A 26,959-nucleotide genomic window follows, 5' to 3' on the forward strand; every position below is an offset into this window, starting at 1 on the left:
CTCAAGCAGGCCCAGTACAGCCCGCTGCCGATCGCGCTGATGGCGTCCACGCTGTTCGCTGTGAACAAGGGCTTCCTTGACGACATCGAAGTCAAGAAGGTGCTGTCATTCGAGGCCGGCCTGCATGCCTTCCTCAAGGACAAGCACGCTGCTCTGGTGACCAAGCTGCAGAACGACAAGGCGATGGACAAGGATGCCGAAGCCCAGCTGACGGCCGCCATCACCGAGTTCAAGAAGTCCGGCACGTACTGATCGCCCCAGGGCCAACCAGGAGCAGCGATGGCAGCAGGCAAGGAAATCCGCGGCAAGATCAAATCGGTGGAGAACACCAAGAAGATCACCAAGGCCATGGAGATGGTCGCCGCCTCGAAGATGCGCAAGGCGCAGGACCGCATGCGTTCGGCCCGTCCGTACGCGGAGAAGGTGCGCCAGATCACGGGCAACCTGAGCAAGGCCAACCCCGAGTACACGCACCCCTTCATGGAGAAGAACGAAGCCAGCACGGCTGGTTTCGTGGTCGTGACCACCGACAAGGGCTTGTGTGGCGGCCTCAACACCAACGTGTTGCGCGCCTTCACCAACGAGCTCAAGGCGCTGCAGGCCAAGGGTGCCAGCGCGCAGGTCGTGGCCATCGGCAACAAGGGGTTCGGCTTCATGAACCGCATTGGCGCCAAGGTCGTCTCCAGCGTGACCGGTCTGGGCGACACCCCTCACCTCGAGAAGCTGATCGGCCCCGTCAAGGTGCTGCTCGATGCCTACACCGAGGGCAAGATCAACAGCGTGCATCTCGTTTACACCCGCTTCATCAACACGATGAAGCAGGAGGCCGTGGTGCAACAGCTGCTGCCCCTGTCGGTCGACGAGCTTCAGGACGGTGCGGGTGGTCGCGACTGGGACTACATCTACGAACCCGACGCGCCTGCCGTCATTGACGAACTGCTGGTGCGTTATGTCGAAGCGTTGGTGTATCAGGCCGTTGCCGAAAACATGGCGTCCGAGCAATCGGCGCGCATGGTGGCCATGAAGGCCGCCACCGACAACGCGGGCAACGTGATCAACGAGCTCAAGCTCGTCTACAACAAGACCCGTCAGGCCGGCATCACCAAAGAGCTGTCCGAGATCGTCGCCGGCGCCGCCGCCGTGTAATCGCACAGGCCCGCGTCAACCCGAATCCAGAGAAAACAGAAGGTACACATCATGTCTCAAGTGCAAGGCAAGATCGTCCAGTGCATCGGCGCCGTCGTGGACGTGGAGTTCCCGCGTGACCAGATGCCCCGCGTCTACGACGCGCTCAAGATGGAGGGCTCCGCCCTCACGCTGGAAGTCCAGCAACAGCTCGGTGACGGCGTGGTGCGCACCATCGCCCTGGGCTCTTCCGACGGTCTGCGTCGCGGCATGCAGGTGACCAACACCCACGCGCCGATCACCGTGCCCGTGGGCAAGGCCACCCTGGGCCGCATCATGGACGTGCTGGGCAACCCGATTGATGAGCGCGGCCCGGTCGACCAGACCCTGACGGCGTCCATCCACCGCAAGGCCCCGGCCTACGACGAACTGTCCCCCTCGACCGAGCTGCTCGAAACCGGCATCAAGGTGATCGACCTGGTCTGCCCGTTTGCCAAGGGCGGCAAGGTGGGCCTGTTCGGTGGCGCCGGTGTGGGCAAGACCGTGAACATGATGGAGCTCATCAACAACATCGCCAAGGCGCACTCGGGCCTGTCTGTGTTCGCTGGCGTGGGTGAGCGCACCCGCGAGGGCAACGACTTCTATCACGAGATGTCGGACTCCAAGGTCGTGGTGCAGGAAGATCTGAGCCAGTCCAAAGTGGCCATGGTCTACGGCCAGATGAACGAGCCCCCGGGCAACCGTCTGCGCGTGGCCCTGACCGGCCTCACCATCGCCGAGTCGTTCCGCGACGAAGGCCGTGACGTGCTGTTCTTCGTGGACAACATCTACCGCTACACGCTGGCCGGTACCGAAGTGTCCGCGTTGCTGGGCCGTATGCCTTCCGCCGTGGGTTACCAGCCGACGCTGGCCGAAGAAATGGGCCGCTTGCAAGAGCGCATCACCTCGACCAAAGTCGGCTCGATCACCTCGATCCAGGCCGTGTACGTGCCTGCCGACGACTTGACCGACCCGTCGCCGGCCACCACCTTCGCCCACCTGGACTCCACCGTGGTGCTCTCGCGTGACATCGCTGCGCTGGGCATCTACCCCGCCGTGGACCCGCTGGACTCGACCAGCCGCCAGCTCGACCCCCACGTGGTGGGCGAGGAGCACTATGGCGTGGCCCGTTCGGTGCAAGGCACGCTGCAGCGCTACAAGGAACTGCGCGACATCATCGCCATTCTGGGCATGGACGAACTGGCGCCGGAAGACAAGCTCACCGTGGCGCGCGCTCGCAAGATCCAGCGTTTCCTGTCGCAGCCGTTCCACGTGGCCGAAGTGTTCACCGGTTCGCCCGGCAAGTACGTGCCGCTGTCGGAAACCATCCGCGGCTTCAAGATGATCTCCGCCGGTGAGTGCGATCACCTGCCCGAGCAGGCCTTCTACATGGTCGGCACCATCGACGAGGCTTTCGAGAAGGCCAAGAAGATTGCAGGTTGAGCGTTTGGTGGTCGGCGTTGAGCGTGGTCTGGGTACGTCATCCGCTCGCTCAACCCTGAAACCTCAACGCTGAACGAAAGGAATCCCATGAGCACGATTCATGTTGACGTGGTGAGCGCCGAGGAGTCGATCTTCTCTGGCGAAGCCAAGTTCGTCGCCCTGCCGGGTGAAGCGGGCGAGCTCGGCATTCTGCCGGGGCACATTCCGCTGATCACCCGCATCAAGCCGGGTGCCGTGCGCATTGAGAAAGCCGATGGCGGCGAAGAGTTCGTCTTCGTGGCAGGCGGCATCCTCGAAGTGCAGCCGGACGTGGTCACCGTTCTGTCCGACACCGCGATTCGCGGCAAGGACCTGGACGAAGCCAAGGCCACCGATGCCCGCAAGCAGGCTGAGGAAGCCGTCAAGAATGCCAAGAGCGATGTCGACCTGGCCAAGGCGACCTCCGAGCTGGCGGTCATGGCTGCACAGATCGCTGCGCTGCGCAAGTACCGCCAGAAGAAGTGAAGGCGACTTGATGACCGACAAAGGACCGGCCACAGTGCCGGTCTTTTTTTGGGTGGCGGCTGTTCATGCGGATAGGCGGCCACTATGATGGCCCTCGTCTCATTGCCTGTTCTCCATGTCCTCGCTTTTTGATAGCCCGGAACTGGCCCCCGAAGAAGTGGCGGCCCGGCTGTTGGTCACGCCCACCGCGCTGGCCGACCTGACGATTGCCGACGCCCTCAAGGTGGTGGGCTACATGCGCCCCAAGCTGATCAAGGCCGGGACCATCATCATTCAAGAGGGCGAGGTCAAGAGCAACGACTACATGCTGCTCTTGCTGGAAGGCGACATTGCGGTCGAGAGCGAGCTGCCTGGGCTTCACGAAAGCATGGTGGTCAACATCATGGGGCCGGGTCACCTCATCGGTGAAATGGGCGTGCTCGATGGCGCGCCCCGCTCGGCCACCTGCACCGCCAACACCGACATCGCCGCCGCCGTGCTCTCGCGTACCGCGCTGATGCGATTGCTTCGCGAGGATCCTCGCCTGGGCGCCCGCCTGTTGCTGGCCATCTCCAAGCGGCTGGCCGACCGCTTGCGCGAAACCACCCGCAAGCTCAAGACCTTCGCCCAGATGAACAAGGCGCTCCAGCAGGAGCTGCAGGTGGTGATGAACAACCGCACGGGCACCAACCGAAACAACGGCTGATCGTCGTGACAGGCGCGTCAAACGCGCACGATGTCGTCGGGTTGCTCGTTGTGCACTGGCGCTTGCGGATCGGCCGGGAAGTGCGCCACCAGCAATGCCGACACCTCTTCGAGCGCCTGGGTCAGACCGTCCTCGGTCTGGTCGCCGTGTAAACGCTGACCCAGCCGTTCGACGATGGCTTGCCAGGTTTGAGGAGGCACCTGGCGCGCCAGGCCACGATCGGCCACAAACTCGATCGCCCGCTCGGCCAGCAGCAGGTAGATCAACACGCCGTTGTTGTGCTCGGTGTCCCACAACTGCAGACGACCGAACCAGGCCAGGGCGCGGTCGCGGATCACCGGTTGCAGATCGGCGGGTTCACGAATTCTGCGCAGATAGCCGCCAGGCAGCGAGGCCTCGATGAGCAGTCGCACCTCACCCGTATGCCGCACCTCACTGGCGCGAATGCGCATCGCCAGGCGCTCGGCCATGTCATCGGGCACAGCGCGACGGCTGTCGCTGGCGTCCATCCAGCGGTGCCTGAGCCAGCGCCGCCATCGGGCCACGATCGTCATGCGCTCACCATCCGCCCGAGGCACCGCCGCCCCCGAAGTTGCCACCGCCACCGGAGCTGAATCCACCGCCGCCACCGAACCCGCCGCCCCGGCCGCCACCCCAGCCACCCCCGTTGCCCCAGCCGTCGCGCCGACGCGACGTCCCCGAGCGCCAGTTGCCGCTGGGCACTTTGGCCATGAGGGCCACCAACGCACCAATCAGCCCCGCACCGGCGCTCACCCACACCACCGAGGTGATCACCCAGGCCAGCAGCGCGGCCGCTGAACCGGTGAGCGGCACCGCCAGCGCCCGGCCAAAGGCATTGCGCATGAAGCCGGCCAGCATGGGCACGGCGAAGACGAGGAACAACAGCGCGCCGGTCCAGTCGGGCGTTTCGTCGCGTGATGCAGTCGCGTCGGGCAGCGGCAAAGCCTCGCCCTTGATGGCGCTTTCGATGGCATCGAGCCCGGCCTCGATGCCGCCGGCAAAGTCGCCCTGTCGAAATGCCGGCGTCACCGCCTGATCGATGATGCGTTTGGCCAGCAGATCGGGGATCGCCCCTTCGAGCGCCTTGGCCGGTGCAATGCGCAGGCGCCGGTCGTTCTTGGCGATGACGAACAGCAGGCCGTCCCCCACATCCCGGCGCCCGATCTTCCAGGCGTCGCCCAGGCGTTGCGTGTAGTCGGCGATGTCCTCTGGCGCTGTGGTGGGGATCATCACCACCACGATCTGTGTGCCGCGGGCCTGCTCGAAGGCGGCCAGCCGGCCCTCGATGCGCGCTGCCGCAGCGCCATCGAGCGTCTGCGTGAGGTCGATCAGCCGGGATTGCAACTGCGGGACCGGCTGCAATGATTGCGCCCAGGCCAGTCCAGTGGCCAGCAGCCACAGCAGGGCCGCCACAACGGCCCGTTGAATCATGGTTTCTGTGTGCCCGCCGGGGTGCCGAAGTCCACCTTGGGCGGTGCACTGATGGCGGCCTCATTGGCCACGCTGAAGTTGGCCTTTGGTGTGTAGCCGAACACCATGGCCGTCAGGTTGGACGGAAAGCTGCGAGCCAGCACGTTGTACGCCTGCACCGCCTGGATGTAGCGGTTGCGGGCTACGGTGATGCGGTTCTCGGTGCCTTCCAGTTGCACGCGAAGATCCGCGAAGCCCTGGTTCGCCTTGAGGTTGGGGTACTGCTCCACGACCACCATCAGACGGCTGAGCGCGCTGCCCAGTTCGCCTTGTGCTGCCTGGAATTTCTGCAGCGCTGCCGGGTCGTTGAGCAGTTCCGGCGTGGCCTGGATCGACGTGGCCCGCGAGCGCGCGTTGACGACAGCCTCCAGCGTCGAGCGCTCGAAGTTCGCCTCGCCCTGCACCGTGGCCACGATGTTCGGGATCAGGTCGGCCCGCCGTTGGTACTGGTTGAGCACCTCGGCCCACGCCGAGCGACTCTCTTCGTCGAGTCGCTGGAAGTCGTTGTAGCCACAGCCGCCCAGCAGCGTGACGGCACCAAGCAACAGCAATTGAATCAGACGGCGCATCGTTCCCCCTCAGGTGTCGGCAAACGCCGGCCACTATACCCCTGGCCGATGTCGCGACGGCACAATGCCGGCATGCGCAAATCGAAACTGCCCCCGGGCACGCCCGACGACACCGAAGCGATGTTCTACGACGCCTTGCAGCACGCCGACATCGAGCGCCTGATGGCCTGCTGGACCGACGAGGACGACATCGTCTGTGTGCACCCTGGGGGGCCGCGCCTGCTGGGGCACGCGGCCATTCGGGCCGCCTTCGAAGCGATGTTTGCCAACGGCGCGGTGATGGCCACGCCGGAGAAGGTGCAGCGCTTCGATGCGGGCCACTGCTCGGTGCACAGCGTCGTGGAGCGCGTGGCGGTGCTCACCGATGACGGCCCTCAACACGCCTTCGTCGTGGCGACCAACGTCTATACCAAGACGGCGCAAGGCTGGCGCCTGGTGGCCCACCACGCCAGTCCGGGCTCCCGCACCGAGCCCGCCGACCCCGTCAGCAAGCCGCTCCTGCATTGAAGCCCGAACTGCCCAACGCCTTGCAGCGCCACCGGGCACCCTGGTGGCTGCCCGGTGGCCACGCCCAGACCATCTGGCCTGCGCTGTATGCCAAACGGCATTTCGGGCCGGCACCCACCTGGGCGCGTGAGCGCTGGACGGCCCCGGACGGGGATTTCATCGACGTCGATCGCGCGGTCAATGCGGTGCATCCGCGCGCTCCCCAACTGGTGCTCTTCCACGGCCTTGAGGGCAGTTCCGCCAGCCAGTACGCCGTGGCGTTTGCCGACTTCGCCCGCGAGCACGGACTGGCCTACGCGGTGCCGCACTTTCGAGGCTGCTCGGGTGAGTTGAACCTTGCGCCGCGCGCGTACCACTCGGGCGATTTCGAAGAGATCGACTGGATCCTTCGCCGCTTTTCCACTGAGTCGCCCGAGCGCCCCCTGATCGCCGTGGGCGTGTCGCTGGGCGGCAATGCCTTGCTGCGATGGGCCGCCGAACTGGGCACACAAGCCGCTTCGGTGGTGCGGGCCGTGGCCGCGGTCTGTTCGCCGCTGGACCTCGCCGCTGGGGGGCACGCGATCGGTCGCGGCTTCAACCGTCAGGTCTACACGCGCATGTTCCTGCAGACCATGAAGCCCAAGGCGCTGCGCAAGCTGGCCCAGCATCCGGGCCTGTTTGACGCCGGGGCTCTGCGCGCCGCGCCCGATCTGTACACCTTCGACAACATCTTCACGGCCCCTTTGCATGGCTTTCGCGACGCCGAGGACTACTGGGCCCGGGCGTCGGCCAAGCCGCTGCTGGCGCACATCCGTGTGCCGGCATTGGCCGTGAACGCCCGCAACGACCCCTTCGTCCCTGCAAGCTCGCTGCCGCGCGAAGGCGAGGTCGGCCCGTGCGTGACCTTGTGGCAGCCGGCGCATGGTGGCCACGTCGGCTTTGCGCAGTCGCACGGTGCGCTCGGGGTGCCCGGTCATGTGCGCGCGATGCCGGACGCCGTGGGACACTGGCTGCTCGCGCAGGTCTGAACCCATGGATGAGATCGTCAAGGCCGCACTGGCCAAATGGCCCAACGTACCGCACTGCCACGACTGGCTGGGGCTGGACGCCCGCGGCAACTGGTACATGCGCGACGACCGCACCCAGACGGCCGGGCCCTTCCCCCAGAGCAAGGGCTCGCTGCTGCGGCACGACAAACTCATCGCTTTCATCGAGCGCAACTACCTGGCCGATGAGCATGGGCAATGGTTCTTCCAGAACGGCCCGCAGCGCGTCTATGTCGAGCTCGAGGCCACGCCACTCGTGTGGCGGTTGCAGCCCGACGGCGCGGTGTGGTCGCACACCGGGCGGGTTGCGCAGGTGGCATCCAGCTGTGTCGATGAACAAGGGCGCCTGTATTTGTCCACCGATCTGGGCTTCGGCATCGTCCACAGCGCCGACATGCTGCAGGCCGCCGACCGGGTGGAATCGGGAGAATGGACGCCCGAGGATGTGTCAAGCGACGAGCTGCCCAGGCGCCACGGCTATGTGCGCAGCCCCGCGGCCATGAAAAAAGCCGGTCAGTGACCGGCTTTTGTTCGTGCGCGTGAGTGCCCTTATTTGGCCGCGTCCACCAGGTACTGCACGGCAGCGCGAATGTCTGCGTCGGAGGCGGCCATGGCGCCACCTTTGGGGGGCATGGCGCCCTTGCCCTGAATGGCGTGGGTCACCAATGTGTCGATGCCCTGCGCAATGCGCGGCGCCCATGCGGCCTTGTCGCCGGTCTTGGGGGCGCCTGCAATGCCGGCACCATGGCACACGGTGCAGGTCTGCCTGTACAGCGCTTCGCCGGCGCCGGCGGCCACGGTCGTGGCGGCAGGGGCAGGTGCAGCGGCCGGTGCGGGTGCCGGTGCGGGTGCCGGTGCGGCGGCCATCGGTGCCGGTGCAGCAGGGGCGGCGGCGGGTGCGGCCGCTGCAGCCGGTGCGGCGGCCATCTGCGGCTCCTCGAACTTCGCGCCACCGGCGTTGGCCATGTACACCACCGCGCGTCCGATTTCGGCGTCACGGAAGGCGCCACCACCCTGAGCGCCCATGGCGCCCTTGCCCTTGAGGGCCGAGTTCAGCAGCGCTTCGTAACCGGTGGCAATGCGCGGCGCCCATGCGCCAGCGTCGCCGAATTTGGGTGCGCCGGCCAGGCCCGCTTCGTGGCAGGCTGCGCACTGGGCCTTGAACACGTCTGCGCCAGCGGCCAGCGGCCGGTTGGCGTCGCGGATTTCGACCGTGCCAATCTTCTGGATGCGCGTGGCGGTGGCGATTTCCTGGTCGACCGCACCGGCGGCAGGCTTGTTGGCCGAGGTCACGTACATCACCAGGCCGATGATGGTGAACACCGGCACCACGAAGGCAAAGAACGACGTCCAGAGCAGCTGCGCAGGCGTCTTGATGGGGCCGGTGTGGGAATCGTGGGCGTGATCGCTCATGGGGTCCTCAAGGGGGGAGACAGGCGGGCCGGGCCGACCGCTGGATTCGGCCTTCAGGCAAGGCTGGCCGGGCGTCGACGGACAGCCGGCGATTATAGCCAGCGGCCTACCCCCACCAGGCCAAAGCAGAGCAAGCCGCTAGAATGGCGCTCGCCGCGCGGCTGTAGCTCAGTGGATAGAGTATTGGCCTCCGAAGGCTGTCGTCATTCGGGAACCGCGCAGTAGAACGAGTATTGGTCTTTTCCAGCCACGCGGCTGTAGCTCAGTGGATAGAGTATCGGCCTCCGAAGCCGAGGGTCGTGGGTTCGATCCCCGCCAGCCGCGCCAAATCAAGGACTTACGCGCATCGAAGCGTGAGTCAAGCACGAAACCCAGCACCTGCCGCTACCTGGAATCGCTTCGCTTCCGGGCCATGGCTGTGGTTGATGCAATGGTCTTCGAATTGCTGCGCTGCTGGCTGTGGCCCACATCTGGCCAATCGTTGGCCCAGTGGTGGGAAGAAGCTGCTGTCCACACCTGAAGAACGACCATCACCTCCAGGCCCGTGGCGTTTCGCGTGATCCGGCGACGCGGACATAGCCACCTGCCAAGTCGCAACTTCGGCGAGCCAAACGCGAGGCAAAGGCGAGGCAACGTTGTACGGCGAAGGAGCTTGTGCAGCGATTGCCAACCTCAATCGTTGGATGCGAATGTCGGCAAGACGGCGCAAGGGGGCAGCTCTGACGGGCCGACATCGCCGTAGCGCTTTTCCCAGACATAGAAGGTCGCATCGCTGATGCCCATGTTGCGACAGACCTTCTCCACGCGCGTGCCCAGCTCGGCCTGCTTGAGGGCAAGGGCGATTTTCTCCTCGGTGAATTTGCTCGTCTTCGCGACATGCTCCTGCCCCTGCGGGGCGTTCATCATGCCGGGCTTCTCTGCAACAGAACGGTTCGAATACCTAGGACGGGGTCAGTCCACGAGCTGCGAGCCGCCGCTCCCAGTGCTGTTTGCAGAGATCCAGGAAAGTCGGTAAGATATTCTTACCAACCGTAATGGTTCAACTGGAGATCCAAATGGATGCTGCTCTGATTCAGGCGACGCTGGTAGAAGTCCTGCAGAACATACAAGCGACGAGTGAACTTGAGTGCCCACCGCTTGGCGGCGCGACCAAGCCCATCGAAGAGTTGCCAAAGTTCGACAGCAAGATTTGGCCCGTAGCCATTGGCATGCTGGGTGCGAAGCTCGGGATCACAATCGCCAATGATGTAAACATCTTCCGGCAGGACGATACCTGTGTTGCGCTGACGATCGAGCAGATCGTGGCTAAGGTCGTCGCACTCGCAGAAGCGCAAGTTGCGGCAGAGCCCAAGCAGGCGAACGCGCAATGACGGACAGCCCGGATGCCCATCGCTCGGCGATCGCCGAACGCCTGCGCGAGGCCAGAAAGGCCGCAGGTCTGTCGCAGGGCCAGGTGGCCAAGTTGCTGCAGATGCATCGGCCGACGGTTTCTGAGATCGAGGCTGGCAATCGCCGTGTTTCAGCAGAAGAACTTGCGCAATTTGCGGAAACCTACGATGTCACTGTTTCGTGGCTGATTGGCGAAACGGCTGAACAGCTCGAAATGAACGATCCGCGACTCCAGCTAGCAGCGCGCGAATTGAGCAAGCTGAAGCCCGACGACCTGGATCGACTGCTGAGGCTTCTTGCGTCGATGCGCAACTCGGGCACTGATGAGGGAGAGAGGGGGAAATGAGTCCTCAGCTCTTGAACACATCGGCCGCAGGACGAAGAACCCTGGTGATGCAAGGCATGCAGGCGTCGATCGAGGCGCGCGTGAAGGCGGGTTTAGACCTCAAGAGTCCTGCCTGTATCTATGGCTTGTGCGAGGCGCACAAAGTTGCAGTTCGGTTCAACGATATCAACATGGAAGGCATGTACGACCGGGCGCCCAAGCCGCGTATCCATGTCTCTGCCCTCCGGCCCTTGGCAAGAAGAACTTTCACATGCGCGCATGAGTTAGGTCATCACGTTTTCGGGCACGGTTCAACCATCGATGAGTTGCAAGAAGATCAGGCCAATAGCGCAGATCGTCCTCCGAACGAGATCCTGGCGGATGCTTTCGCGGCTTTCGTCTTGATGCCGACGCTTGGCCTGCGGGAAGCTTTTGCGAAGCGCGGCTTGGACCCGAACCGTGCAACAGCCCTCGACATGTACGCTATCGCATGCAACTTCGGAGTAGGCCAGGCGACTCTGGTGAATCACCTCGCATATGGCATCAACATGATCAACCAAGTGCAGCGTGATCGCCTCGGGCGGATCACGCCGAAGATGATTCGTACGGAACTGCTGGGCGAAGTCGTTTCCACGCCGCTCACGGTAGCGGATCAGCACTGGAATTCAGCGACGCTCGACATGGAGCAGGACGCGCTGTTGCTCCTTCCTTCGGGCGTGGTCGTGGATGCCTCAATGCTCGTGCCTGAGCGTGATTTGGCTGCCGGGCGACTTTTTCGTGCTGCAAAGTGTGGCATCACGCGAGTGGCGATACCCGGCACACCATGGGCAACCTATGTCCGTATCGCACGGCGCCAGTACGTTGGTTTGGCTCGATTCCGCCACCTTGAGGAGACTGCAGATGACTAAGCTTCCCCATTCAATTGGCCCGCTCCTCGTCGACGAGCCTGACATTTCGCGGGCCTGGGCCAAGGCAGTGCTTCACGTCATTGATCACGCGGGTCCCGAGATATCACCTCTGATCTTGAGCGTGACTGGCTTCAATGAACGGGGTGCGGTTCCGGAAACACCGGCCATCCGCGAGGCGCTCGATACGCTGCTTGCGGCCAAACGCTTGCGAAGCGTGGACGACGTGGCGTTCACGATCTTTCCGCAGCGCTTGTGGCAGGTCGCTCAGGGCGATCGCGCCGCGCTGTTTCGGTACTACAAGGATGCATTTCCTCGCTACCAGGCGATGAATCCACGGGACAACCGCCGCGGTCTCTACTTCGAGCGAATGACCGGGTACGGGAGCGGCCCCTGCGATGGCAATCAGCTCGAATGGATCCTGTCCCAGTTTGAAGGACGGGAGGGCGTGCGGCGGTCGATGTTTCAGGCGAGCGTATTTGATCCAGCCCGAGACCACGTGGCTGACGCCCAACTCCAGTTTCCCTGTCTCCAGCACGTCAGCTTCGAACCGACCAAGCAGGGGCTCGTCATCAACGCCTTCTACGCGACACAGCAGCTGTTCGTGAAGGCATATGGCAACTATCTCGGCATTGCCCAACTGGGCGTTTTCATGGCCCATGAAATGAAAACCAAGCTTTTGAGAATGAATGTCGTTGTCGGCGTCGCGAAGTTCGAGCGCATCTCCAAGTCTGATCCGGACCTACAACCGCTGATCGGTGCAGCCCGTGCGAGTTTTCCTCTGAAGCATCAAGAGGCTGACACAGGTGATGTGCTCGCGGCAGACGTAGAGATTGCAGCGTGAGGGTTGGAGCCAGCAAGAACTGTGTGTCTTCGGAGAATGACGCCGTGGCCGTTCCAGCACCGACCGATGGTCCGTCGCACCTGCTGCCGATCAAGGTCACTCCAGTGTTTGATAGCTATTGGCGGTTCGCAGTGGAGCGGCAGAACGTGTTCTGCCAGAGGCTGATGGGCAAACCCGCGCCATGGACCAGTGATCCGGTGATCTCCGTTCACAAGTTTACGAACGCGTATCGCGCTTCTGATCGTGTCAGCCAGTATCTGATCAGGCATGTGATCTACCGAAATGATCTCCCACAGTCGCCGTCCGAGGTGCTCTTTCGCACGTTGCTGTTCAAGTTGTTCAACAAGATCGAAACTTGGGAGTTGCTTGAACACACTTTCGGTGGGATCACCTTCAAGAACTACAAGTTCGAGCACTATGACAAGGTTCTGAGCCAGGCGATGAGGGCTGGGGGTCGAATCTACTCGGCCGCCTACATCATGCCGCCCGGAGGTTCCGCTTTCGGGCATACGGCCAAGCATCAGAACCACTTGCGGCTACTGGAACGCATGATGGCTGACGACCTCGCGGGTCAGTTGGCGCAAATGAAGAAGATGCAGACCGCGTTCGAATTGCTTAGAAGTTACCCCACGATCGGGGATTTTCTGGCGTACCAGTTCGTAACGGACATCAACTACAGCGAGGTCACCGACTTCTCAGAAATGGACTTCGTCATTCCGGGCCCTGGTGCTCGCGACGGCCTCAGGAAGTGTTTCAGCGACAGCGCGGGTCTCAACGAAGCGGAACTGATTCGATTGATGGCCGACAACCAGGAGCGCGAATTTGAACGGCTAGGGATCAAGTTCCAATCCCTGTGGGGACGTCGGCTGCAGCTAATCGATTGCCAGAATCTCTTTTGTGAAGTTGACAAGTACGCACGAGTCGCCCACCCCGATGTGGCCGGCATCTCGGGGCGGACGCGCATCAAGCAGAAGTTTTCTCCCACCGGACCCTTGGACCTGCCTTGGTATCCGCCCAAATGGGGCATCAATTCGAAGATCGAGGCGGACCTTTTAGGCCGTGCCAGCTTTAAGGTGGATGAGAAATCTGCGGACAGGTCAACTGCCCAGTCAACCTTGGACTTAGGACGCTCGTAATGAACTTGAACACCTACCAGCGCGAGGCACAAAAGACTGATCGCGTTCCTTCGCGGCGAAAGAGTGGCGATGCAGGAACCGATCTCGTGGTTCCCTTGCTCGGGCTGGCAGGTGAGACGGGCGAACTACTCAGCGAGTACAAGAAGCACCTTCGAGACGGTGATTCCCATCTTCTGTTCAGGGAGCGCGTGGCGGAGGAATTGGGCGACTTGCTCTGGTACATCGCAAACGTCGCTGCGAAGTTCGATCTCAAACTGAGTGATATTGCGGACGCAAATCTGAAGAAGACCCGTGATCGTTGGGGGCCGCAGGATACCGGGGCCCGTGCTTTCGATGCCGAGTTCGAAGAGAACGAGCGACTGCCTCGACGTTTCGAAGTTGAACTCAGCGAGGTCATCGTTAAGGGGCGAACGAAGATTCGGATGCGCGTCAACGGCAAGCAGATCGGTGACGACTTGACCGACAACGCTGATGACCCTGATGGTTATCGATTTCACGACGTCTTCCATCTTGGCTACGTCGCGGTGCTCGGCTGGTCGCCTGTTATTCGGAAACTTCTGAAAAGGAAGCGCAAGAGCGATCCCCAGGTCGACGAGGTGCAGGACGGTGGCCGAGCCCAGGTTCTGGATGAAGGTGTTGCGGCGCTAGTTTTCGACTACGCGAAGGAGCATCGGTGGCTCGAAGGTGTCACCGACTTGGACTACAAGTTGCTGCGTACGGTCAAAGGCGTGACGTCGCTCCTCGAAGTGCGTGAGCGGTCGTTAGGTGAGTGGCAGCGCGCGATCTTGGTCGGATTCGAGGTTTGGCGCCAAGTCCTGAGTGCTGGTGGTGGGAAGATATTGGTTGATCAGGACGCGAAGAGCCTGACCTTTCTTGGTCCACCGAAAAGCGCTCGGCGGAAGCCTGCTCACAAGCCTTGATGGCTATTCGATTGAGCTAGTGACAGGAGGCCCTGGAATGACCGACGCGGCGCAGTTTTTGAACTTTCGGAACGTCGTTGCCCATGGCGTGGATGTTGTCGACACTGCAGATTTTGCTCGCCTCGTAAACAAACAGGCAAGCGACTTCTTGGATCGTTACTTCACGACTGCAGAATTGGCCACCGCGGATGAGGGGGGCGACAGAACAGAAAGACTTGCGTCGCGCTTTGCGGTCAAGGAGGCCGTGCTGAAAGCACTGGGCACGGGTTGGGGCGATGGCATCGCTTTTACGGATGTCGAGGTTGTCTCTCAGCGGAGCGGCGCACCGGCTGTCGTGCTACACCGCCGATTGGTGACAATTGCGAGTGAGCGGGGGATCGCCCATTGGTTGGTGAGCGCCAGTCACACGAGCTCAATTGCGATAGCGAGTGTCATCGCTTTGACTGCGTGAGTTCTGCCGGTCATGTGCTGCACGGGCGCTTTCCGGCTGCGTAAATAGTCGAAGTATTCGCAGACGGGCAGACATGGTTGAGCAGGTTATTACTGGGTCAACACAGCTACTCCCCAGGGCCGCGCTTGCTATCGTCGATCCAAGCATAGAGCACGTCTACGGTTCCCATCTACGCATCGGCGGGCGGCCAGCGCAGTTTTCCGCGGCCCACGCGCAGTGCTTCCACGAGCCTAGTATTGCCTAGCAGCCGCCCTGAGAAGAGGCTAGGTTTGGGATCGACCGCTGGCTTCTTAAACGCGGCGACCCGCTGGTAGTCGGGGGATGTCAGCCAAGTTCGTCCATCCCCCTCGTTGGTGACGATCCGATAGAGGCCGGCGGGTGGGGCGTCATCTATGTCGAGCAGACGCTTGTAGCGTTCAACGGACCACTTCTGAATGCCACTGCTCAGAGCTTCCGTTCGAAAGCGTGCCCATAGTGCAGCAGTGTCAGGCGTTGGCCAGTCGCCCGCGTCGGTGTTGGCTGTTACCTCGTCGGATTCGAGCCAAGCTCGCATCTCTGCCGGCGTGACGAAGACGGGCAGGGCGTCTTCAATGGCCGCCATGGCAGCGCGTCGTGACGGCAGGCCCGCACGGATCAGCATTGCCATCATGAACTGCGGGACACCGGTCTCGACCGCTGCCGCTGCGCCGCCCGCCACCTTGTCCGGCGACCAGCCGAGGGACATGCGGCGGGTGCGAACGGCTTCCAGCGCCCAAACCAAGCGATAGGTGAAGGCCTCTTCGATCGCTCGCATGTTCTGCGGACCGATCTTGGAAACTTCTTCGCCGGACACCCAGCGTCGAAGGATGTCCTTCCAGTTCGCTGGTAGCGCGTTCGCCTTGTCAGGGATGAAGGGGCGCATGAAGAGCAGGCGCTCGCCTAGGCCGCCGAGCGCGCTAGCGAGCTCACTGAGATCGCCGCTCAGTGCTGCGTCGTCGGCTCGATCGAGCAGTTCGGCGAGTTCATCGGCCATGGCGTCGATGGCGAGGCCAGCTTCGAGCCCAACACCCATTGCAAAATGTCCGCGCCGAGCCTGTGTCGTTGTGGTCTTCCAGATGAGGTCGGCGCGTGCTTCGAACACCTTCTTGTGCACAGGCGCGACATCCTCTTCTTCGCGAGCGATCTGACGGGCCCAAAGCGAACCCTTAAGCGCTTCGTCCAGCAGCTTCGGGAGATCGGCGCGATCGGCATCCAGCGCTTCAACTAGGCCGAACACGGTCGCATCGAGGCGCTCTACAAGCTGTGACAGTGGCTCCTCGTCGATTGTTTCCTCTTCATCGTCTTCACCGCCTTCCTCATCACTTTCACCACCGTCAGGGTCGTATTCCACGGCAGTGGCGAGGCGCTCGGCCACCTCGGCTTCTTCGTCGGGTGATCTCCAACCCTCTCGGGAGTTTGCGAGGTACTCCCATGCGTCGTCGCGATCAAGCACGCCCTCGCGCGACAAGCGCTCAAGGATCTCAGCAACGATCTGGATGAGTCCGCTCTTGAGGGTGCGTGCTTTAGCGGAGTCAACCAACTTTCTCCATTCTCTCATTCGCCAGTTGGTCCTATCGAACATGACGTGGACGATTAGGCCCTCGACATCGACGAAGGCGCGCCCGGCGCGTCCGGCGACATTCGCGAACTCCTCGCCCTTGATCTTTTCTCCAGCCCGATATAGCGCAGGCACGAGCAGAACAGCAGCGTTGAGATTGAGCCCCTGTGAGAGCGTCGGTGAAGCGACGATGACCTTCAGTACGCCATCGGAGAGGAGGATTTCAAGCTCACGTAGGAACGGACTCGGCAGGCGGCCATGGTGAATTGCGACACCGACCTTCAGGCTAGCGACGGCTGGATGATTCTCGCCCAGCCATTCTGTGCCGACCTCCAGCGCACGTGCGATTGGCGCCTCGTCCTCCAAAAGGGGTTCGAGATAGCCGCGCTTGCAGAGATCAACGACCTGCTTGCCGTAGCTCTCCACCCAGTTGGCCTGGGTGGAGAAGATTAGGGTGCGTTTGCCCTGGCCGGCGAACTCCCATGCAGCAAGGAGCGCAAGGTGCGAGTTCTTGCGCGGATAGGGATTCTTCTCCCTGCCCCGCGCGGGCCTCTCCTCGACGAACTTGTCAAGGAATGGACCGTCGTCGTCGAGGTCGAGTCGCAGCAGTGCATCCTTGCGGCGCCAGGTCAGCGCGCCGAAGCGCTGGCGCGTGGGACGCCAGTCTGAACGCACAGGTTCGCCAGGTTCGTCGGAGCGTATCCAGGCCGTGAGATCGTCAAGTTCGTCACCGCTCGGCAAGATCGCGGAGAGGCAGACGATCCGGCGTTCGGCCGCGTCTGCGCGTCGCAGCAGGCGTTGCACGAGCGTCTCATAGCGGATCTCGCGCTCGCTCGGCCCAATCATGTGGCCTTCATCGAGGACGATCAAGCCGACGTCATCGATCAAGGACGGGTCACTTCGCAGTGCGAAGTCGAGCTTTTCGGGTGTGGCGATGATGATCTCTCGGGAGCGGAGGGCGTCCTCATCGCCCGCTGACAGGCCGCTGGCCCCGTAGAGTGAGGAGACGCTGAACCCAAGTGGCGCGAAAGTCCTTCGGAAAGAACGCTCGGTCTGAGCCGACAACGCGCGCAGCGGCGTGACGATCAGGACCCGGCGTGCTGAGGACAGCGTCATCAGAGCTGCGATCTCGGCGACGCGTGTCTTGCCCGCGCTGGTTGGCAGGGCCACAACCAAGTCGTCCGTCATGTCCGTGGAACGAAGGGCGGCTTCGCGCTGCGAAGGCCATAGCTCCACTTCTGAGGTCTTCCGGGCGTAGAGCGATGAGATGAACAGCCGACGCAGATCGGGGTACTTTTCTTCCGTCCCCTCGGGTGGTTCGGTCGGCAGCCTTTGATGAAGCGAGTGCTGCCACAGGTCGTCGATGAGGTGGCTGCATAGCTTCGAAATCCACCACAAAGGGACGTTCTCGGCGTTGTCGGCCAAGCTGACAGCTGCTGCGAGCAGGTCCCGTGCACTTTCGATCGGCTCCTGTTCGCCCGTCTCAAGTGCAAAGTCGAAGAATGCTAACGCCCGGCAGATCGTCGTATTGAGGATGGTGGACAAAACCTCGTCAATGTCGGGATCGTCGCCGCCAAGGGCCTCGGCCATCTGCTTATCGCCGTGGGCCTCGTTGCCAAGCCAATCACGAACGAAACCGCGCAACTGGCCAAGGTCGCGCAAGATCAAGTGACAGATGGCCGTTTCGCCCAGCGTAGCGTTGAGCTCTTCTGCCGTCTCGTTGAAGAGGGAGTAGGCCACGGCCGAGAAGCCCGCTAAGTGATAGGCAGCGGCGGCAATGGTGCGGCGGAAACCTCGATCGGGCGCCTCAGGATCACCATTTCGAACCAGAGCTTCGAAGGCGTTGGCGGCCCGCTCGAAAGCCTTGTTCGTCAGCTCAGACGCACCGGCTTGAGTGCGCAGAGCCATGGCGCCTCGAAGTAGAGCGAAGCCATGCTCGGCGAGATCGGTTTCGATGGTCGCGCCCAAGGCAGGCGCGTTTTGCGGTAGCACGCCTGCCTCCCGCATCAGCGACCATGCCGCGCCGCGATATAGGAGGCGACCGAGAACTCCGTCGACGGTCGCAGCGGAGAGGAAAGCGGTCAGTTCGTCAGGCGTCTCCAAGATCTTCCGCCTCCTGGTACATGGCCGCGATGAAGTCTTGGTGATCCTCGACGTGGATGTTTACAACGTAGTGGTCGCGGTTGGTGCCAGCAGCGTCCAGATCGTCCTTCAAGGAAGCATGAGGGCCGTTGCCTGACACGGTGAAGAGCATGTGGTCAATCCGATCGGCGTGAAGGGAATTGAGACCCACTTCGTCGCGGAGATCGCGACCCAGCGCGTTGTCGTCAGGGTCGTCGCTTTCCAGCAGGCGATTGGCAACGAACAGCAGAGAGTCCGGCGTGCAACGGCCACTGTCACGGTCGAGCACTTTGCGAGCACTGGCGACCGTGGATTTGCCAAGCTTCTTGTTGCTTTTGGCCTCACCCTTCAGGAGCCAGACCTTCTCGCCGCGGTAGCCGGCGCCGATGAAGTCATCGCCGCGCATGGCCATGTTGCGGCCGTCCTTGTAACGGAGCCGGCGCACAGGGACGCGAAGGCCGATCTCTTCCTCGACCAACTCGGTTGCAAGGATTTCGCCAAGATCGCCCGAACGACCCTTGTCCGTCTGAGGCATTGCCGCGCTCAGAATCTTGGCGGCGACCTTGTATCCAAGTCGCTCTACGTCATCGGCAATGAGTTCGAGCCGGTCGTAGTGCGAGCGAATGGTCTCAGCGAGGTCATCGCGAATTTCGTCGCGGCCACCATCTTTCTCGACATAGGTCCAGTAGTGCTTGCGCTTGTTCTTTTCTTTGGTGGACTCGCACCACCTCTCGTATAACCCCACGGTGTCCCTCCATTAGTGGCGCCTGATCCCTGATCGGCGGATACTGCTCGCCACCGGGATGGTCGTAACGATTTTGCTAAGTCAGTATGCGCGCCTTGCGCTTTTGCGAACATTATTGCAGTTTGATGTGGCCGTGCTCGGATAGTCCAACCTGGTGGAGGAAATAAAGATGCTTTGACGCTTTAATGGGCGTGACGTCAAATCGAATGCCGCCGTCGGCCGGCCGATCAAGATCCCGAAATGCCAGCGCCCTCCGTAGCGAAGAGCGTTGGAATTAGATCGGACCTCTCCACCAAACAGCTTCAAAGGCAATCACTCGCAGTGGCTTTAGATCTACTCTGCGTAGGTGAGTGAGTTGCGCAACTTCTTATCCACCTGACACAAGGTGCACGGCACTCAATGCGCCGGCGGGAGGCGGTCCATCACGGCCATCATCACGTTGCAGGCCTGCTGGAAATTCTCCTGCTGGCCGACGATCCCGTACTGCCACTTCACGCCGTGGAACAAATTGTTCCGATATCTGTAAACAATCAGCAGAATAGCTCCGAGGATTTTGAGGGCGTCATCCTCCGCGCCGCTTATCACTCTGGCCACGAGCTCGCCGTTCTTGAGGCTACCTTCTTCGAGGTGCAGCCCCTCGAAGAAGTGCGTGAAGTGGCCGTCCTGGTAGTACCGCTGGCGGAAGTATGTCAGCGGTCCTTTAAAGACATCCATGTCCAGCTTGCCAACCTCGAGAAGCCGCTTGGGGATTCTCAAGAGTGCCAAAGGCGTCGCCCGGGTGTTGCAGACGGAATTTTCGAACGCCGACCACATCAGGGAGAACTGCTGGATGACGTGCCGCTCTTGGTCGCTCAACTGAGCGTAGCCAGGGACGCGTAGCGCGAGGAAATCGTTTGGGTTCATGAAATCGATGTTCGTCAGACGGCAACCGTACTGCAGGAGCAGATCACCTGAATGGTTTCGCAGCGCTAGTTTGGCCATTGAGCGAGCTGTGTATGCCACGAACGACCATCGATGCACGCAGTGGATGTCCGCAATGTCCATCGTGACTGCCGCGCATATCGGGCCCTTCACTTTGCACGATGACCGCTTCGTGGTGATCAGTGTGAGTTCGTCCTCGCTCAGGCGATGACCGCGAACGCTGCAAGCAAGCCTTTGAGCGCTCACTCACTGCGTGCGTCGCGAGACTCGCCTGGCGGTGGTCGACGAGTGACTCACTCCAAAGTGAGTTTCCAGATGGTGGTGCACTCCGGTTCAAGGGCATTCAAAGCGCGTCCATCAGTTCTTGAGCTAGCCCAACACGAAGCTGCCTCAGTAGCCCCCATGGTCTTCGCACCATTGGGCGCTTGTCGGACGTTAGGGTGCGACTCCATTGGCCGGCTTGATCTGCATACAGGTGTACTTGGTTTGCCTTTCGCGCTGCATGCACAAGCGCTGCTTCCGGGGGAAGCAAGATTCTTTGTAGTCGCGGGAGCTTTGCGGACATGCCCAGACCTGCAGGGTCGAAGTCAAAGTAGGCCCAGACGGATGCGCCACTGCTTTCGATGAAGCGCGCGACAACGTCGGCCCTCAAAGTCCGGTCCCCGCGGAATACCGCCAGTACGGCCTTGCCCTCGTAGTCGATCCAGCGGTTTCGCTCGAGAAAGCGCAGGCTCTCCAGGTTCTCCACCACGAGCAGAACGTCGGCGCGCACTCTGAGCGCCTGCTCCAACGTTAGCACCTGGTAACCCTGGGTGGCCACGGGAAGGCCCTCGAGGGCGCAGTGGCCGTGGGCAGCCTTTACGGCGATGGAGTCCTCGTGAGGGGCCAGTGTGCCGGCCTTTTCTCTGGCCGGGTTGTTCCGCGCGGCCTCTGCACGTCGTAGTCCAGTGCTCGGTGCCTCGATCGGGACATTGGCGTTGACCAGCATCTGGCGCGCCCGGACAGCGTCCGCCTCGGTGAAGGTGAACCGGCTTCCAATGTGCTCGCCCATGCCGTAGTGGTGGCCAAGCGACCTTGAGGTAGAGGAGGCGCTCTTCTGCCCCGAACCCTTGGCCACCAGGTCCTGCAGAAAGGCGATCTCGTGGGAGGTGTAGGTCATGAACTCAGCGATGCCGCGCCTGAAGTCAGGGGGGTGGTTGCGTGAGGATTGGTCACGATATGGGCGTAGGCATCCGTGAAGAAGTCGTTGAACTCGCCGGGTGCACGCGCTCGAGCGAGGACGTCGACCTGCAGTCCGGCGGACGCGATCTGCGCGCAGGCGTAGAGCAACCATTCCTCATCCGTCACCGAGTCTTCCAGGTCGTAGGTCTCCCCATGGCGCTCACGCCATTGGAGGAGAGACACGACTTGAGGGTCGCTGATTGCAGGGTTGGCCCGTATAAAGTCAACGTATGCATCGATGAGTTCATCGATCGGCTCGACGACGGGCTCGACCATCGCCTGCGAGGTGGCGATCACCTCGGGTGACTCGAGGGGCGCGGGTTTGGGCGCTGTGGTGACGGGTGGAAGTCGCTTGGCTGCAGAGAGTACGCCATCGGTGACCACGGGGTCGCTGTCTGCGACGTCCACGTTCCAGGTGGTGAAAAGACCCGCCGGGATGGCCAGCTTGGCAGCGACCTCCGGCTTCACATCGAGCTCGAAGCCCTCACTCATCCGGTTCTTGGACAGCCACAAGGCCACGTTTGCCAAGTTTCGCTGGCGCTGCTCCATCTGACGCAGTGAGAACAGGTTCTTGGAGACCACGCGCTGGATGTCGCCGATGCGGGCGGTCCAGTCGGCCAGACGGGAGAGGACGCGCACGTTGAGCAGGCTACGCACCTCGGGCAGGTGCAGGCCGATCGCCTCGTTCGCCATCTCCTGGACCCTCGCGTCCAAGGTCACGATCTGGCGACTGAAGCGGCCGATCTCCTTGTAGTAGAAACTGTTCTCCCGGATCTTGCCTGCAACGGACTCAACGTCACCGAAGTTCGTCGTCACCTTGGCGCCCAGCATCAGCAGGTTCTGGTCCATGAGGAAGCCGATTCGCACCACCGCCTGGTCCAGCCTGTCCATGGCCCGATCCGCGTCGCGAACTGAGCCTTCACGACGGAAGTCGCGCAGGCTGTCGAAGTCTTGGCGCAGCTGCCGGATGGGCGAATCCAGTTGCGCGAGCTGACGGAACGCTCCATAGCTGCTGACGACGTAGTCGCCGATGAACTCGCGAAGCAGTGGGTTGAGGTAGTAGGTGTCCTCGTCCACCGGCATGAGCGCGCGCATGCGGATGAGGGTCTCAACCCCCTTGTTGCGCTTCCCACCGGTGGAGACTGGGCCACGGATTGCTTCGCTCACCAGGTCGCTGTGGTCCGACAGCGCCTTAAGCAGCTGCTGGATCGGGTTGAGCGGCTCACTCACCCGAGGCTCCCCTGCGGCCACCATCTGCCGCGGCTGCGCGAAGCAGATCCACCTGGCGATCCTTGTCGTCATCCTCGTCGGCTTCCGCATCGGACAGAGCGGTGTCGGTGAGTTCGGGTACGTTTTCCACCAGGTACTGCATGACGGCATGCAGATGATCGACCTTGCCCGTGATCTGGTAGGTCTCCGTGGAGGCGTTGGAGACGATCAAGTAACCCTCGGCGCGCAGGCGCTCGAGCATCTTGCGCAGCAATTCGTTGTTGGAGAGCCGGGCATCCGCCCCCGGGATGCGCAGCTCACGCAGGCGGCTCACCAGGGTGGTGTCCTCGTTGACCTTCAGCAGAATCTCGGCGAGCTGCACATATTCGCCAGGAACCCCGCGAAACCCGTCCTTGGTCAGGCGAACCAGGTTGAGCATCTCCACGAGGAGTCCGTAGACGTCCCGAAAACGCGCCAGGTCGGTCTTGACCTTGGCCACCTGCTCATTAGTGTGCACCTGTAGTGGTGCTACGAAGAAGGCCCCGTCATCGCCCAGGCGCGCCAGGCGCCGGTCCAGGCTCTGCAACCACTGATCAACCTTCTCGGCCTCGCCAGGCTCCACCAGGTCCGCGTAGGCTTCCGGGAAGGCGTACTGGCACACGAAGTTGCCAGCGAGCAAGGTGGCGAGGGTCTCAGGCTTCATGGCCGGCTTCCGACGTCGCAACTGCAGCTTTGGGCGCGGGGCGCGCCGCCGGCGCAAAGAGCCCGATCGATCCGCGGTCCTTGAAGACATAGCGCCGGGCGAAGTGCCGGAACTCGGCGTGGGTGAGGGTGGGGGAGGCCGTCACGGGATCGATGCGGTTCTCGCGCAAGGTGTCCATAAGGCCTTTGAAGTTGCCCGGGTCGAACTTGCCCACCTCGTCACTGATCCAGGGGATGTAGAGGTCGTTGTCGCCCCGGATCATGTTGAGCATGCCCACCAGGAGGCTGATCAGGATGATCGCGTTGATGCCGGTGGAGGAGATGTGCTCCAGGTCGGCCGGCCGGCTGAAATGACGCGTTTGCCCGTTGACAGTTACGCTGCCCTTCAAGTCCACGTGGGCGGCCAGGTCGAGCTCGACTGTCGAGTCCTGGCGCAGCAGCTGCAGGAACTTGGTGAGCGCGGCCGCCGTGTCAGCCGACGGCAGCTGGGAGCGGTCGTTGACCGCCAGACTCGTCTCGTGCTCACGCGCTACCCGGTCGATAGCATCGATCTCCCGCATGAAGGAAATTTCTCCGAAGTTGGAGACGATCTCAACCTTCAGGCTCTCGATGCGGTGGAACTGGGCAACGTTGAGGCCCCTCTGGAACTCCTTGTTGAAGTTCCGAACCTCACTCTCGAAGCGCGAAATCACCCCACGGAACTGGTGCACTTGATTCAAGATGGTGGTGACATCATTGATGACGTTGGGCAGCACTTGGCGGCGGAGGCCGGCGTAGATGGTGCAGAGCTCGGCCGCACGCCCCGTGGGTGTCATGTCAGCAGGCAATGCGTCCAGGCTTTGCTGGACGTACTCGGCAACAGAGCTGGCCTGGCCAATGAGTTGATCGCGGATGGGGCCATGACGCCGGCGCACCAAGGTCTCGCTGTCTTCGACACGCGCTCGGGCGCGATTCAGGCGTGAGCGCAGCTCATCCAGACGCAAGTCGGGCTCGGGCTCCCGGGAGGTCGTCTCGCTAAGGCCGAGCTCCTCCAGGATGACCACCAGGGTGCTGACTTCTTCGTTTAGCAGGCGCTCGAGCGACTCCAGGCGGCCAACCTTCTCGGCGAGCGCAGCCCCCTCCTGCTTGGCCTTCTTCTCGTGGGCCGACAGGTCGGCCTGGGCCTTGGTCCGAGCCCCTTCCGTCTTGGTGGCGGCCGTTCTGAGGTTGGCGAGGATCTGGTCGCCGCCTTCAATGAGCCACTGGCGCCACAGTTCAACTGTGGGGCGTCGCTCGAGGATGCGGTTGATCTCCTCCTTGAGCGCCCTGGCATCACTTCGACGTGCGGCGAGCACAATAGGATCGACGCCCTCCGCCTTCAGATCGGCATCACGCTGGGCCTGCAGCGCGTCGACGCTTGCCTTGCCTTTGGCAAGCGCTTTAAGTGCGCGCTCTTCTATGGAATCTATGGCCTGCGTGGTGCGGGCCCTGAGCTGGGTAAGTTGGGCATCGAGGTCCTTTCCCACCTGCTCACGATCCGATCGATTCCCCTTCTGGGAGCGCTCGAGTTGAAGGCGGAGGGCGGCGAGCATGTCGCCAACCTCTTTGACGAGGGCGGCTCCATTTCTTTTGATCTCAGCGATCTCCTGATCGCATCTATCGCTGGCCGCCTTGGCTTCCAGTTTCGCCTTGTCGAGGCGGTTCTGTGCAACGGCCAATTCACCTTCGGCCTCGCTTCTGGCCTTCCTCGTGGCTTCCAGAGTCTGGGCTGCCGTGCCGAGTGCCCGTTTGGCTTCTGAAAGCCGGGCCTTTGCCGCAGAGTGAACCCCTTCAGCGTGCGCGAGTGCCTCGCGAAGCTGTTCGTCGTCAGACCAATCTGGCTGGGAGATTGGGGCGGTGTTGAACTGCCAGCCATACACCACCTCCTGATCCGCGCCAGGGTTGTACGTGGGTGAGAGGTCAGTGCGCGAGAGCAAGGCTGGGTCAAGGATTTTTGCGATGCTTCTTTTCCAGGCGTCGTCGGGGCTTGCTCGCAAAACGCTCAGCAGCGTGCCGTCGTCGGGGGCTAGGCGCGCCTGGGCTTGCGTCACGCGTGCTGCGGCCTCGTTAAGGCGTTGCTGCGCCTCATCGACGCTGCGCTCAGCATCATGCTGCTCGCGCAAGGCGCGTTCCCATGCCGTTTCGGCCGATGCACGTGCGCTCCTAACATCGGCGAGCCACTGCATGGCATTGATCTGGGCTTCCTGGGCTGCCTTGAGCTCCTGTCCGGCCGCTTGACTTGGCTGGGCAGCCGCGACCTGGGCCTGAAGTGTCGCCCGCTCGTCTACCAGCTCTTCGATCCGGGGCTTGAGTTCAGCCTCAATGTCACTGAGTTCAGCGGCCAAGGCGGCCTGCTGGTCCGCTGCTGCCTTTCGAAGGCCATCTGCCTCGACGTCCGATCGGGACCTCACATCTTCTTTCGACGCACGGATCTTCTCTGCCGCATCCCTGGCCGCGTCGTTCGCCTCGCCGATCAACTCGGCGAACTTGCGCTCGATACTGGAGGACTTGCCCGACATCTCGTCCGCGCTGGCCTCGAGGTGGCGCAGATCCACCTGCATCTGCTCCACACGTTCGAGGGCATTGGCCCAGTCCTTCACCTCGCTCAGATGCAATGAGTTCCTGCGTGCCTCTTCAGCACGAACCTTGTTGAGTGCATCGTTGTGTGCGAAGCTGGCTTGCTCGGCCGCGGCCAGAAGGGAATCGTTAGCCTTCTGGCTCCTGGTGTTGTGCTCGTTCAGTGCCCCTCGCGACCCTTTCAGCGCGCCATTGGTGACCAAGAGCTTTTCCCGACGCAACTTCAGAGCCGGTGCCACCTCCTGTCGCACGGCCCGAAGCGATGCCTCGGCATTGCTGAGCTGCTCCAGGGCCTCACGAAGCAGGTCTACTTCCTTCTCCATGCTGAAGGCCTTTTCCAGGGCACCGCGATCACGCAACCAGTTGGCGATCTGATCTTTACTCTGCCGCAGGGTGACCTTCTGGCGGCTAGGGGCGTCCCCATGGGTGCTCAACCGCTCCTGCACGATGGTGATGGCCAGTCGTACGAAGTCCTTGAAGTCCAGCTTTTCCTTGGCCACAGCTGCGATAAGGCGATCCAGGTTGGTCAGGCGCGAGCCAAAGCCATAGACAGTGCTCAGGCGTCGCAGCTCCTTGGCGTCCTGCGTGCGAGCCTCGGTCCCCAGGATCACCGCTCGGTACTCGGCGATGTCGAGCAGCTTGGAGCACTGAGCGCCCATGGCGATGTAGGCGTCGCGCATCTGCCCGTCGTCGCAGAAGATCTGCCGTCCCTCTTCGTTGATGCGCAGGAAAGCCTCTTCGCAAAACCCGCGGGTGATGAAGCGGTAGACCGGACGGTGGTCGTTGTCACCCCGGCGAAGCACGGCGCAGCGCACGTCGTGCTCTTCATCGCTGCCACGCTGGTACTCGAAGACGATCGCGCTGTACGGCATAGGCAGCACGAACTTGAGCATCGGCTCTCGACCACCCACGGTTTCTGTAATCTGGCTGGGCAGAGTCCCAAAGAACAACGGGAAGAGTTCCAGCGTCGTGGTCTTGCCCACCGCGTTCTCGCCGGTGATGGACGCTCCATCCCGTGGATCGATCTGGTTGATGCTGGCCGAAGTGGCGTTGCCGCTTGTGCGTGTGTTGACCAGCAGCATGCGGCGTAGACGTGAC

General features: G+C 62.3%; 25 protein-coding genes, 1 tRNA gene and 2 pseudogenes. 16 read left to right on the plus strand and 12 right to left on the minus strand.

Annotated features, from left to right (window positions below):
* From KF871_RS01700 to KF871_RS01720, 5 genes and pseudogenes are all read left to right on the plus strand, one after another.
* Positions 1 to 252, plus strand: a pseudogene (locus KF871_RS01700) (F0F1 ATP synthase subunit alpha); the annotation flags it as partial.
* 27 nt (positions 253 to 279) lie between these two features.
* Complete coding sequence (gene atpG, locus KF871_RS01705) at positions 280 to 1,146, plus strand: F0F1 ATP synthase subunit gamma (protein ID WP_291137416.1); 867 nt, start codon at positions 280 to 282, stop codon at positions 1,144 to 1,146.
* A 51-nt stretch (positions 1,147 to 1,197) separates the two neighbouring features.
* Positions 1,198 to 2,607 carry a F0F1 ATP synthase subunit beta gene (gene atpD / locus KF871_RS01710; protein ID WP_291137419.1) on the plus strand — a complete coding sequence of 470 codons (1,410 nt, stop codon included), beginning with the start codon at positions 1,198 to 1,200 and terminating at the stop codon, positions 2,605 to 2,607.
* 87 nt (positions 2,608 to 2,694) lie between these two features.
* Positions 2,695 to 3,111 (plus strand): F0F1 ATP synthase subunit epsilon, encoded by a 417-nt coding sequence (locus KF871_RS01715; RefSeq protein ID WP_291137422.1) that lies wholly within the window; start codon positions 2,695 to 2,697, stop codon positions 3,109 to 3,111.
* A 115-nt stretch (positions 3,112 to 3,226) separates the two neighbouring features.
* On the plus strand, positions 3,227 to 3,796 hold the full coding sequence (locus KF871_RS01720; protein ID WP_291137424.1) for a cyclic nucleotide-binding domain-containing protein: 570 nt from the start codon (positions 3,227 to 3,229) through the stop codon (positions 3,794 to 3,796).
* A 17-nt stretch (positions 3,797 to 3,813) separates the two neighbouring features.
* On the opposite strand, the gene KF871_RS01725 is transcribed toward KF871_RS01720, so the two are convergent.
* Genes KF871_RS01725 through KF871_RS01735 form a run of 3 tightly spaced genes read right to left on the minus strand, consistent with a single transcriptional unit; the run spans position 3,814 to position 5,856 of the window.
* Positions 3,814 to 4,350, minus strand: coding sequence for a TPM domain-containing protein (locus KF871_RS01725; RefSeq protein WP_291137426.1), 537 nt, complete (start codon positions 4,348 to 4,350; stop codon positions 3,814 to 3,816).
* Positions 4,351 to 4,354: 4 nt separating this feature from the next.
* Positions 4,355 to 5,248 (minus strand): TPM domain-containing protein, encoded by an 894-nt coding sequence (locus KF871_RS01730; protein WP_291137429.1) that lies wholly within the window; start codon positions 5,246 to 5,248, stop codon positions 4,355 to 4,357.
* Entirely contained in the window at positions 5,245 to 5,856 is a 612-nt protein-coding gene (locus KF871_RS01735) for a LemA family protein (protein WP_291137432.1), read from the minus strand. Before KF871_RS01735 ends, KF871_RS01730 begins: the two co-directional genes overlap by 4 nt.
* A gap of 72 nt (positions 5,857 to 5,928) precedes the next feature.
* Between KF871_RS01735 and KF871_RS01740 the strand changes: the two genes are divergently transcribed.
* Genes KF871_RS01740 through KF871_RS01750 form a run of 3 tightly spaced genes read left to right on the plus strand, consistent with a single transcriptional unit; the run spans position 5,929 to position 7,908 of the window.
* Entirely contained in the window at positions 5,929 to 6,363 is a 435-nt protein-coding gene (locus KF871_RS01740; RefSeq protein ID WP_291137435.1) for a nuclear transport factor 2 family protein, read from the plus strand.
* Complete coding sequence (locus KF871_RS01745; RefSeq protein WP_291137438.1) at positions 6,360 to 7,370, plus strand: alpha/beta fold hydrolase; 1,011 nt, start codon at positions 6,360 to 6,362, stop codon at positions 7,368 to 7,370. Before KF871_RS01740 ends, KF871_RS01745 begins: the two co-directional genes overlap by 4 nt.
* 4 nt (positions 7,371 to 7,374) lie before the next feature.
* On the plus strand, positions 7,375 to 7,908 hold the full coding sequence (locus KF871_RS01750) for a DUF2946 family protein (RefSeq protein WP_291137441.1): 534 nt from the start codon (positions 7,375 to 7,377) through the stop codon (positions 7,906 to 7,908).
* A gap of 29 nt (positions 7,909 to 7,937) precedes the next feature.
* Here KF871_RS01750 and KF871_RS01755 read toward each other — a convergent pair whose 3' ends face one another.
* Positions 7,938 to 8,801 carry a c-type cytochrome gene (locus KF871_RS01755; RefSeq protein WP_291137444.1) on the minus strand — a complete coding sequence of 288 codons (864 nt, stop codon included), beginning with the start codon at positions 8,799 to 8,801 and terminating at the stop codon, positions 7,938 to 7,940.
* Between the two features lie 251 nt (positions 8,802 to 9,052).
* Here KF871_RS01755 and KF871_RS01760 point away from each other — a divergent pair.
* Positions 9,053 to 9,128, plus strand: a tRNA-Arg gene (locus KF871_RS01760).
* A 387-nt stretch (positions 9,129 to 9,515) separates the two neighbouring features.
* On the opposite strand, the pseudogene KF871_RS01765 reads toward KF871_RS01760, so the two are convergent.
* A pseudogene (locus tag KF871_RS01765) lies at positions 9,516 to 9,704 on the minus strand (transposase); the annotation flags it as partial.
* A 152-nt stretch (positions 9,705 to 9,856) separates the two neighbouring features.
* Here KF871_RS01765 and KF871_RS01770 point away from each other — a divergent pair.
* Genes KF871_RS01770 through acpS form a run of 7 tightly spaced genes read left to right on the plus strand, consistent with a single transcriptional unit; the run spans position 9,857 to position 14,771 of the window.
* Positions 9,857 to 10,171: a hypothetical protein gene (locus tag KF871_RS01770; RefSeq protein ID WP_291137447.1), complete on the plus strand. Its 315-nt coding sequence runs from the start codon at positions 9,857 to 9,859 to the stop codon at positions 10,169 to 10,171.
* Positions 10,168 to 10,536, plus strand: coding sequence for a helix-turn-helix transcriptional regulator (locus KF871_RS01775; RefSeq protein ID WP_291137450.1), 369 nt, complete (start codon positions 10,168 to 10,170; stop codon positions 10,534 to 10,536). The genes KF871_RS01770 and KF871_RS01775 overlap by 4 nt, the downstream gene beginning before the upstream one ends.
* A complete protein-coding gene (locus KF871_RS01780; RefSeq protein WP_291137452.1) occupies positions 10,533 to 11,423 on the plus strand; it encodes an ImmA/IrrE family metallo-endopeptidase in 891 nt (296 codons plus the stop codon). The genes KF871_RS01775 and KF871_RS01780 overlap by 4 nt, the downstream gene beginning before the upstream one ends.
* Entirely contained in the window at positions 11,416 to 12,264 is an 849-nt protein-coding gene (locus KF871_RS01785; protein WP_291137455.1) for a thymidylate synthase, read from the plus strand. The genes KF871_RS01780 and KF871_RS01785 overlap by 8 nt, the downstream gene beginning before the upstream one ends.
* A 44-nt stretch (positions 12,265 to 12,308) precedes the next feature.
* Entirely contained in the window at positions 12,309 to 13,400 is a 1,092-nt protein-coding gene (locus KF871_RS01790) for a nucleotide kinase domain-containing protein (RefSeq protein ID WP_291137458.1), read from the plus strand.
* On the plus strand, positions 13,400 to 14,320 hold the full coding sequence (locus KF871_RS01795) for a nucleoside triphosphate pyrophosphohydrolase family protein (RefSeq protein ID WP_291137461.1): 921 nt from the start codon (positions 13,400 to 13,402) through the stop codon (positions 14,318 to 14,320). Before KF871_RS01790 ends, KF871_RS01795 begins: the two co-directional genes overlap by 1 nt.
* A gap of 37 nt (positions 14,321 to 14,357) precedes the next feature.
* Entirely contained in the window at positions 14,358 to 14,771 is a 414-nt protein-coding gene (gene acpS, locus KF871_RS01800) for a holo-ACP synthase (protein WP_291137464.1), read from the plus strand.
* A 169-nt stretch (positions 14,772 to 14,940) separates the two neighbouring features.
* Here the strand turns inward: acpS and KF871_RS01805 are convergent, their stop codons facing one another.
* From KF871_RS01805 to KF871_RS01835, 7 genes are all read right to left on the minus strand, one after another.
* A complete protein-coding gene (locus KF871_RS01805; protein ID WP_291137467.1) occupies positions 14,941 to 18,450 on the minus strand; it encodes a DEAD/DEAH box helicase in 3,510 nt (1,169 codons plus the stop codon).
* Positions 18,437 to 19,213 carry a DUF1837 domain-containing protein gene (locus KF871_RS01810; protein ID WP_291137470.1) on the minus strand — a complete coding sequence of 259 codons (777 nt, stop codon included), beginning with the start codon at positions 19,211 to 19,213 and terminating at the stop codon, positions 18,437 to 18,439. Before KF871_RS01810 ends, KF871_RS01805 begins: the two co-directional genes overlap by 14 nt.
* A 396-nt stretch (positions 19,214 to 19,609) precedes the next feature.
* Positions 19,610 to 20,116, minus strand: coding sequence for a hypothetical protein (locus tag KF871_RS01815; RefSeq protein ID WP_291137473.1), 507 nt, complete (start codon positions 20,114 to 20,116; stop codon positions 19,610 to 19,612).
* Positions 20,117 to 20,477: 361 nt separating this feature from the next.
* A complete protein-coding gene (locus tag KF871_RS01820; protein ID WP_291137476.1) occupies positions 20,478 to 21,293 on the minus strand; it encodes a hypothetical protein in 816 nt (271 codons plus the stop codon).
* Positions 21,290 to 22,585, minus strand: coding sequence for a hypothetical protein (locus KF871_RS01825; RefSeq protein WP_291137480.1), 1,296 nt, complete (start codon positions 22,583 to 22,585; stop codon positions 21,290 to 21,292). The genes KF871_RS01820 and KF871_RS01825 overlap by 4 nt, the downstream gene beginning before the upstream one ends.
* Positions 22,578 to 23,267, minus strand: a complete 690-nt coding sequence (locus KF871_RS01830) for a hypothetical protein (protein ID WP_291137483.1) — start codon at positions 23,265 to 23,267, stop codon at positions 22,578 to 22,580. The genes KF871_RS01825 and KF871_RS01830 overlap by 8 nt, the downstream gene beginning before the upstream one ends.
* A complete protein-coding gene (locus tag KF871_RS01835) occupies positions 23,257 to 26,943 on the minus strand; it encodes an ATP-binding protein (protein ID WP_291137486.1) in 3,687 nt (1,228 codons plus the stop codon). Before KF871_RS01835 ends, KF871_RS01830 begins: the two co-directional genes overlap by 11 nt.
* Between the last annotated feature and the right edge of the window lie 16 nt (positions 26,944 to 26,959).

This window comes from Hydrogenophaga sp. (genome assembly GCF_019635465.1).
Lineage (GTDB): Bacteria > Pseudomonadota > Gammaproteobacteria > Burkholderiales > Burkholderiaceae_C > Hydrogenophaga.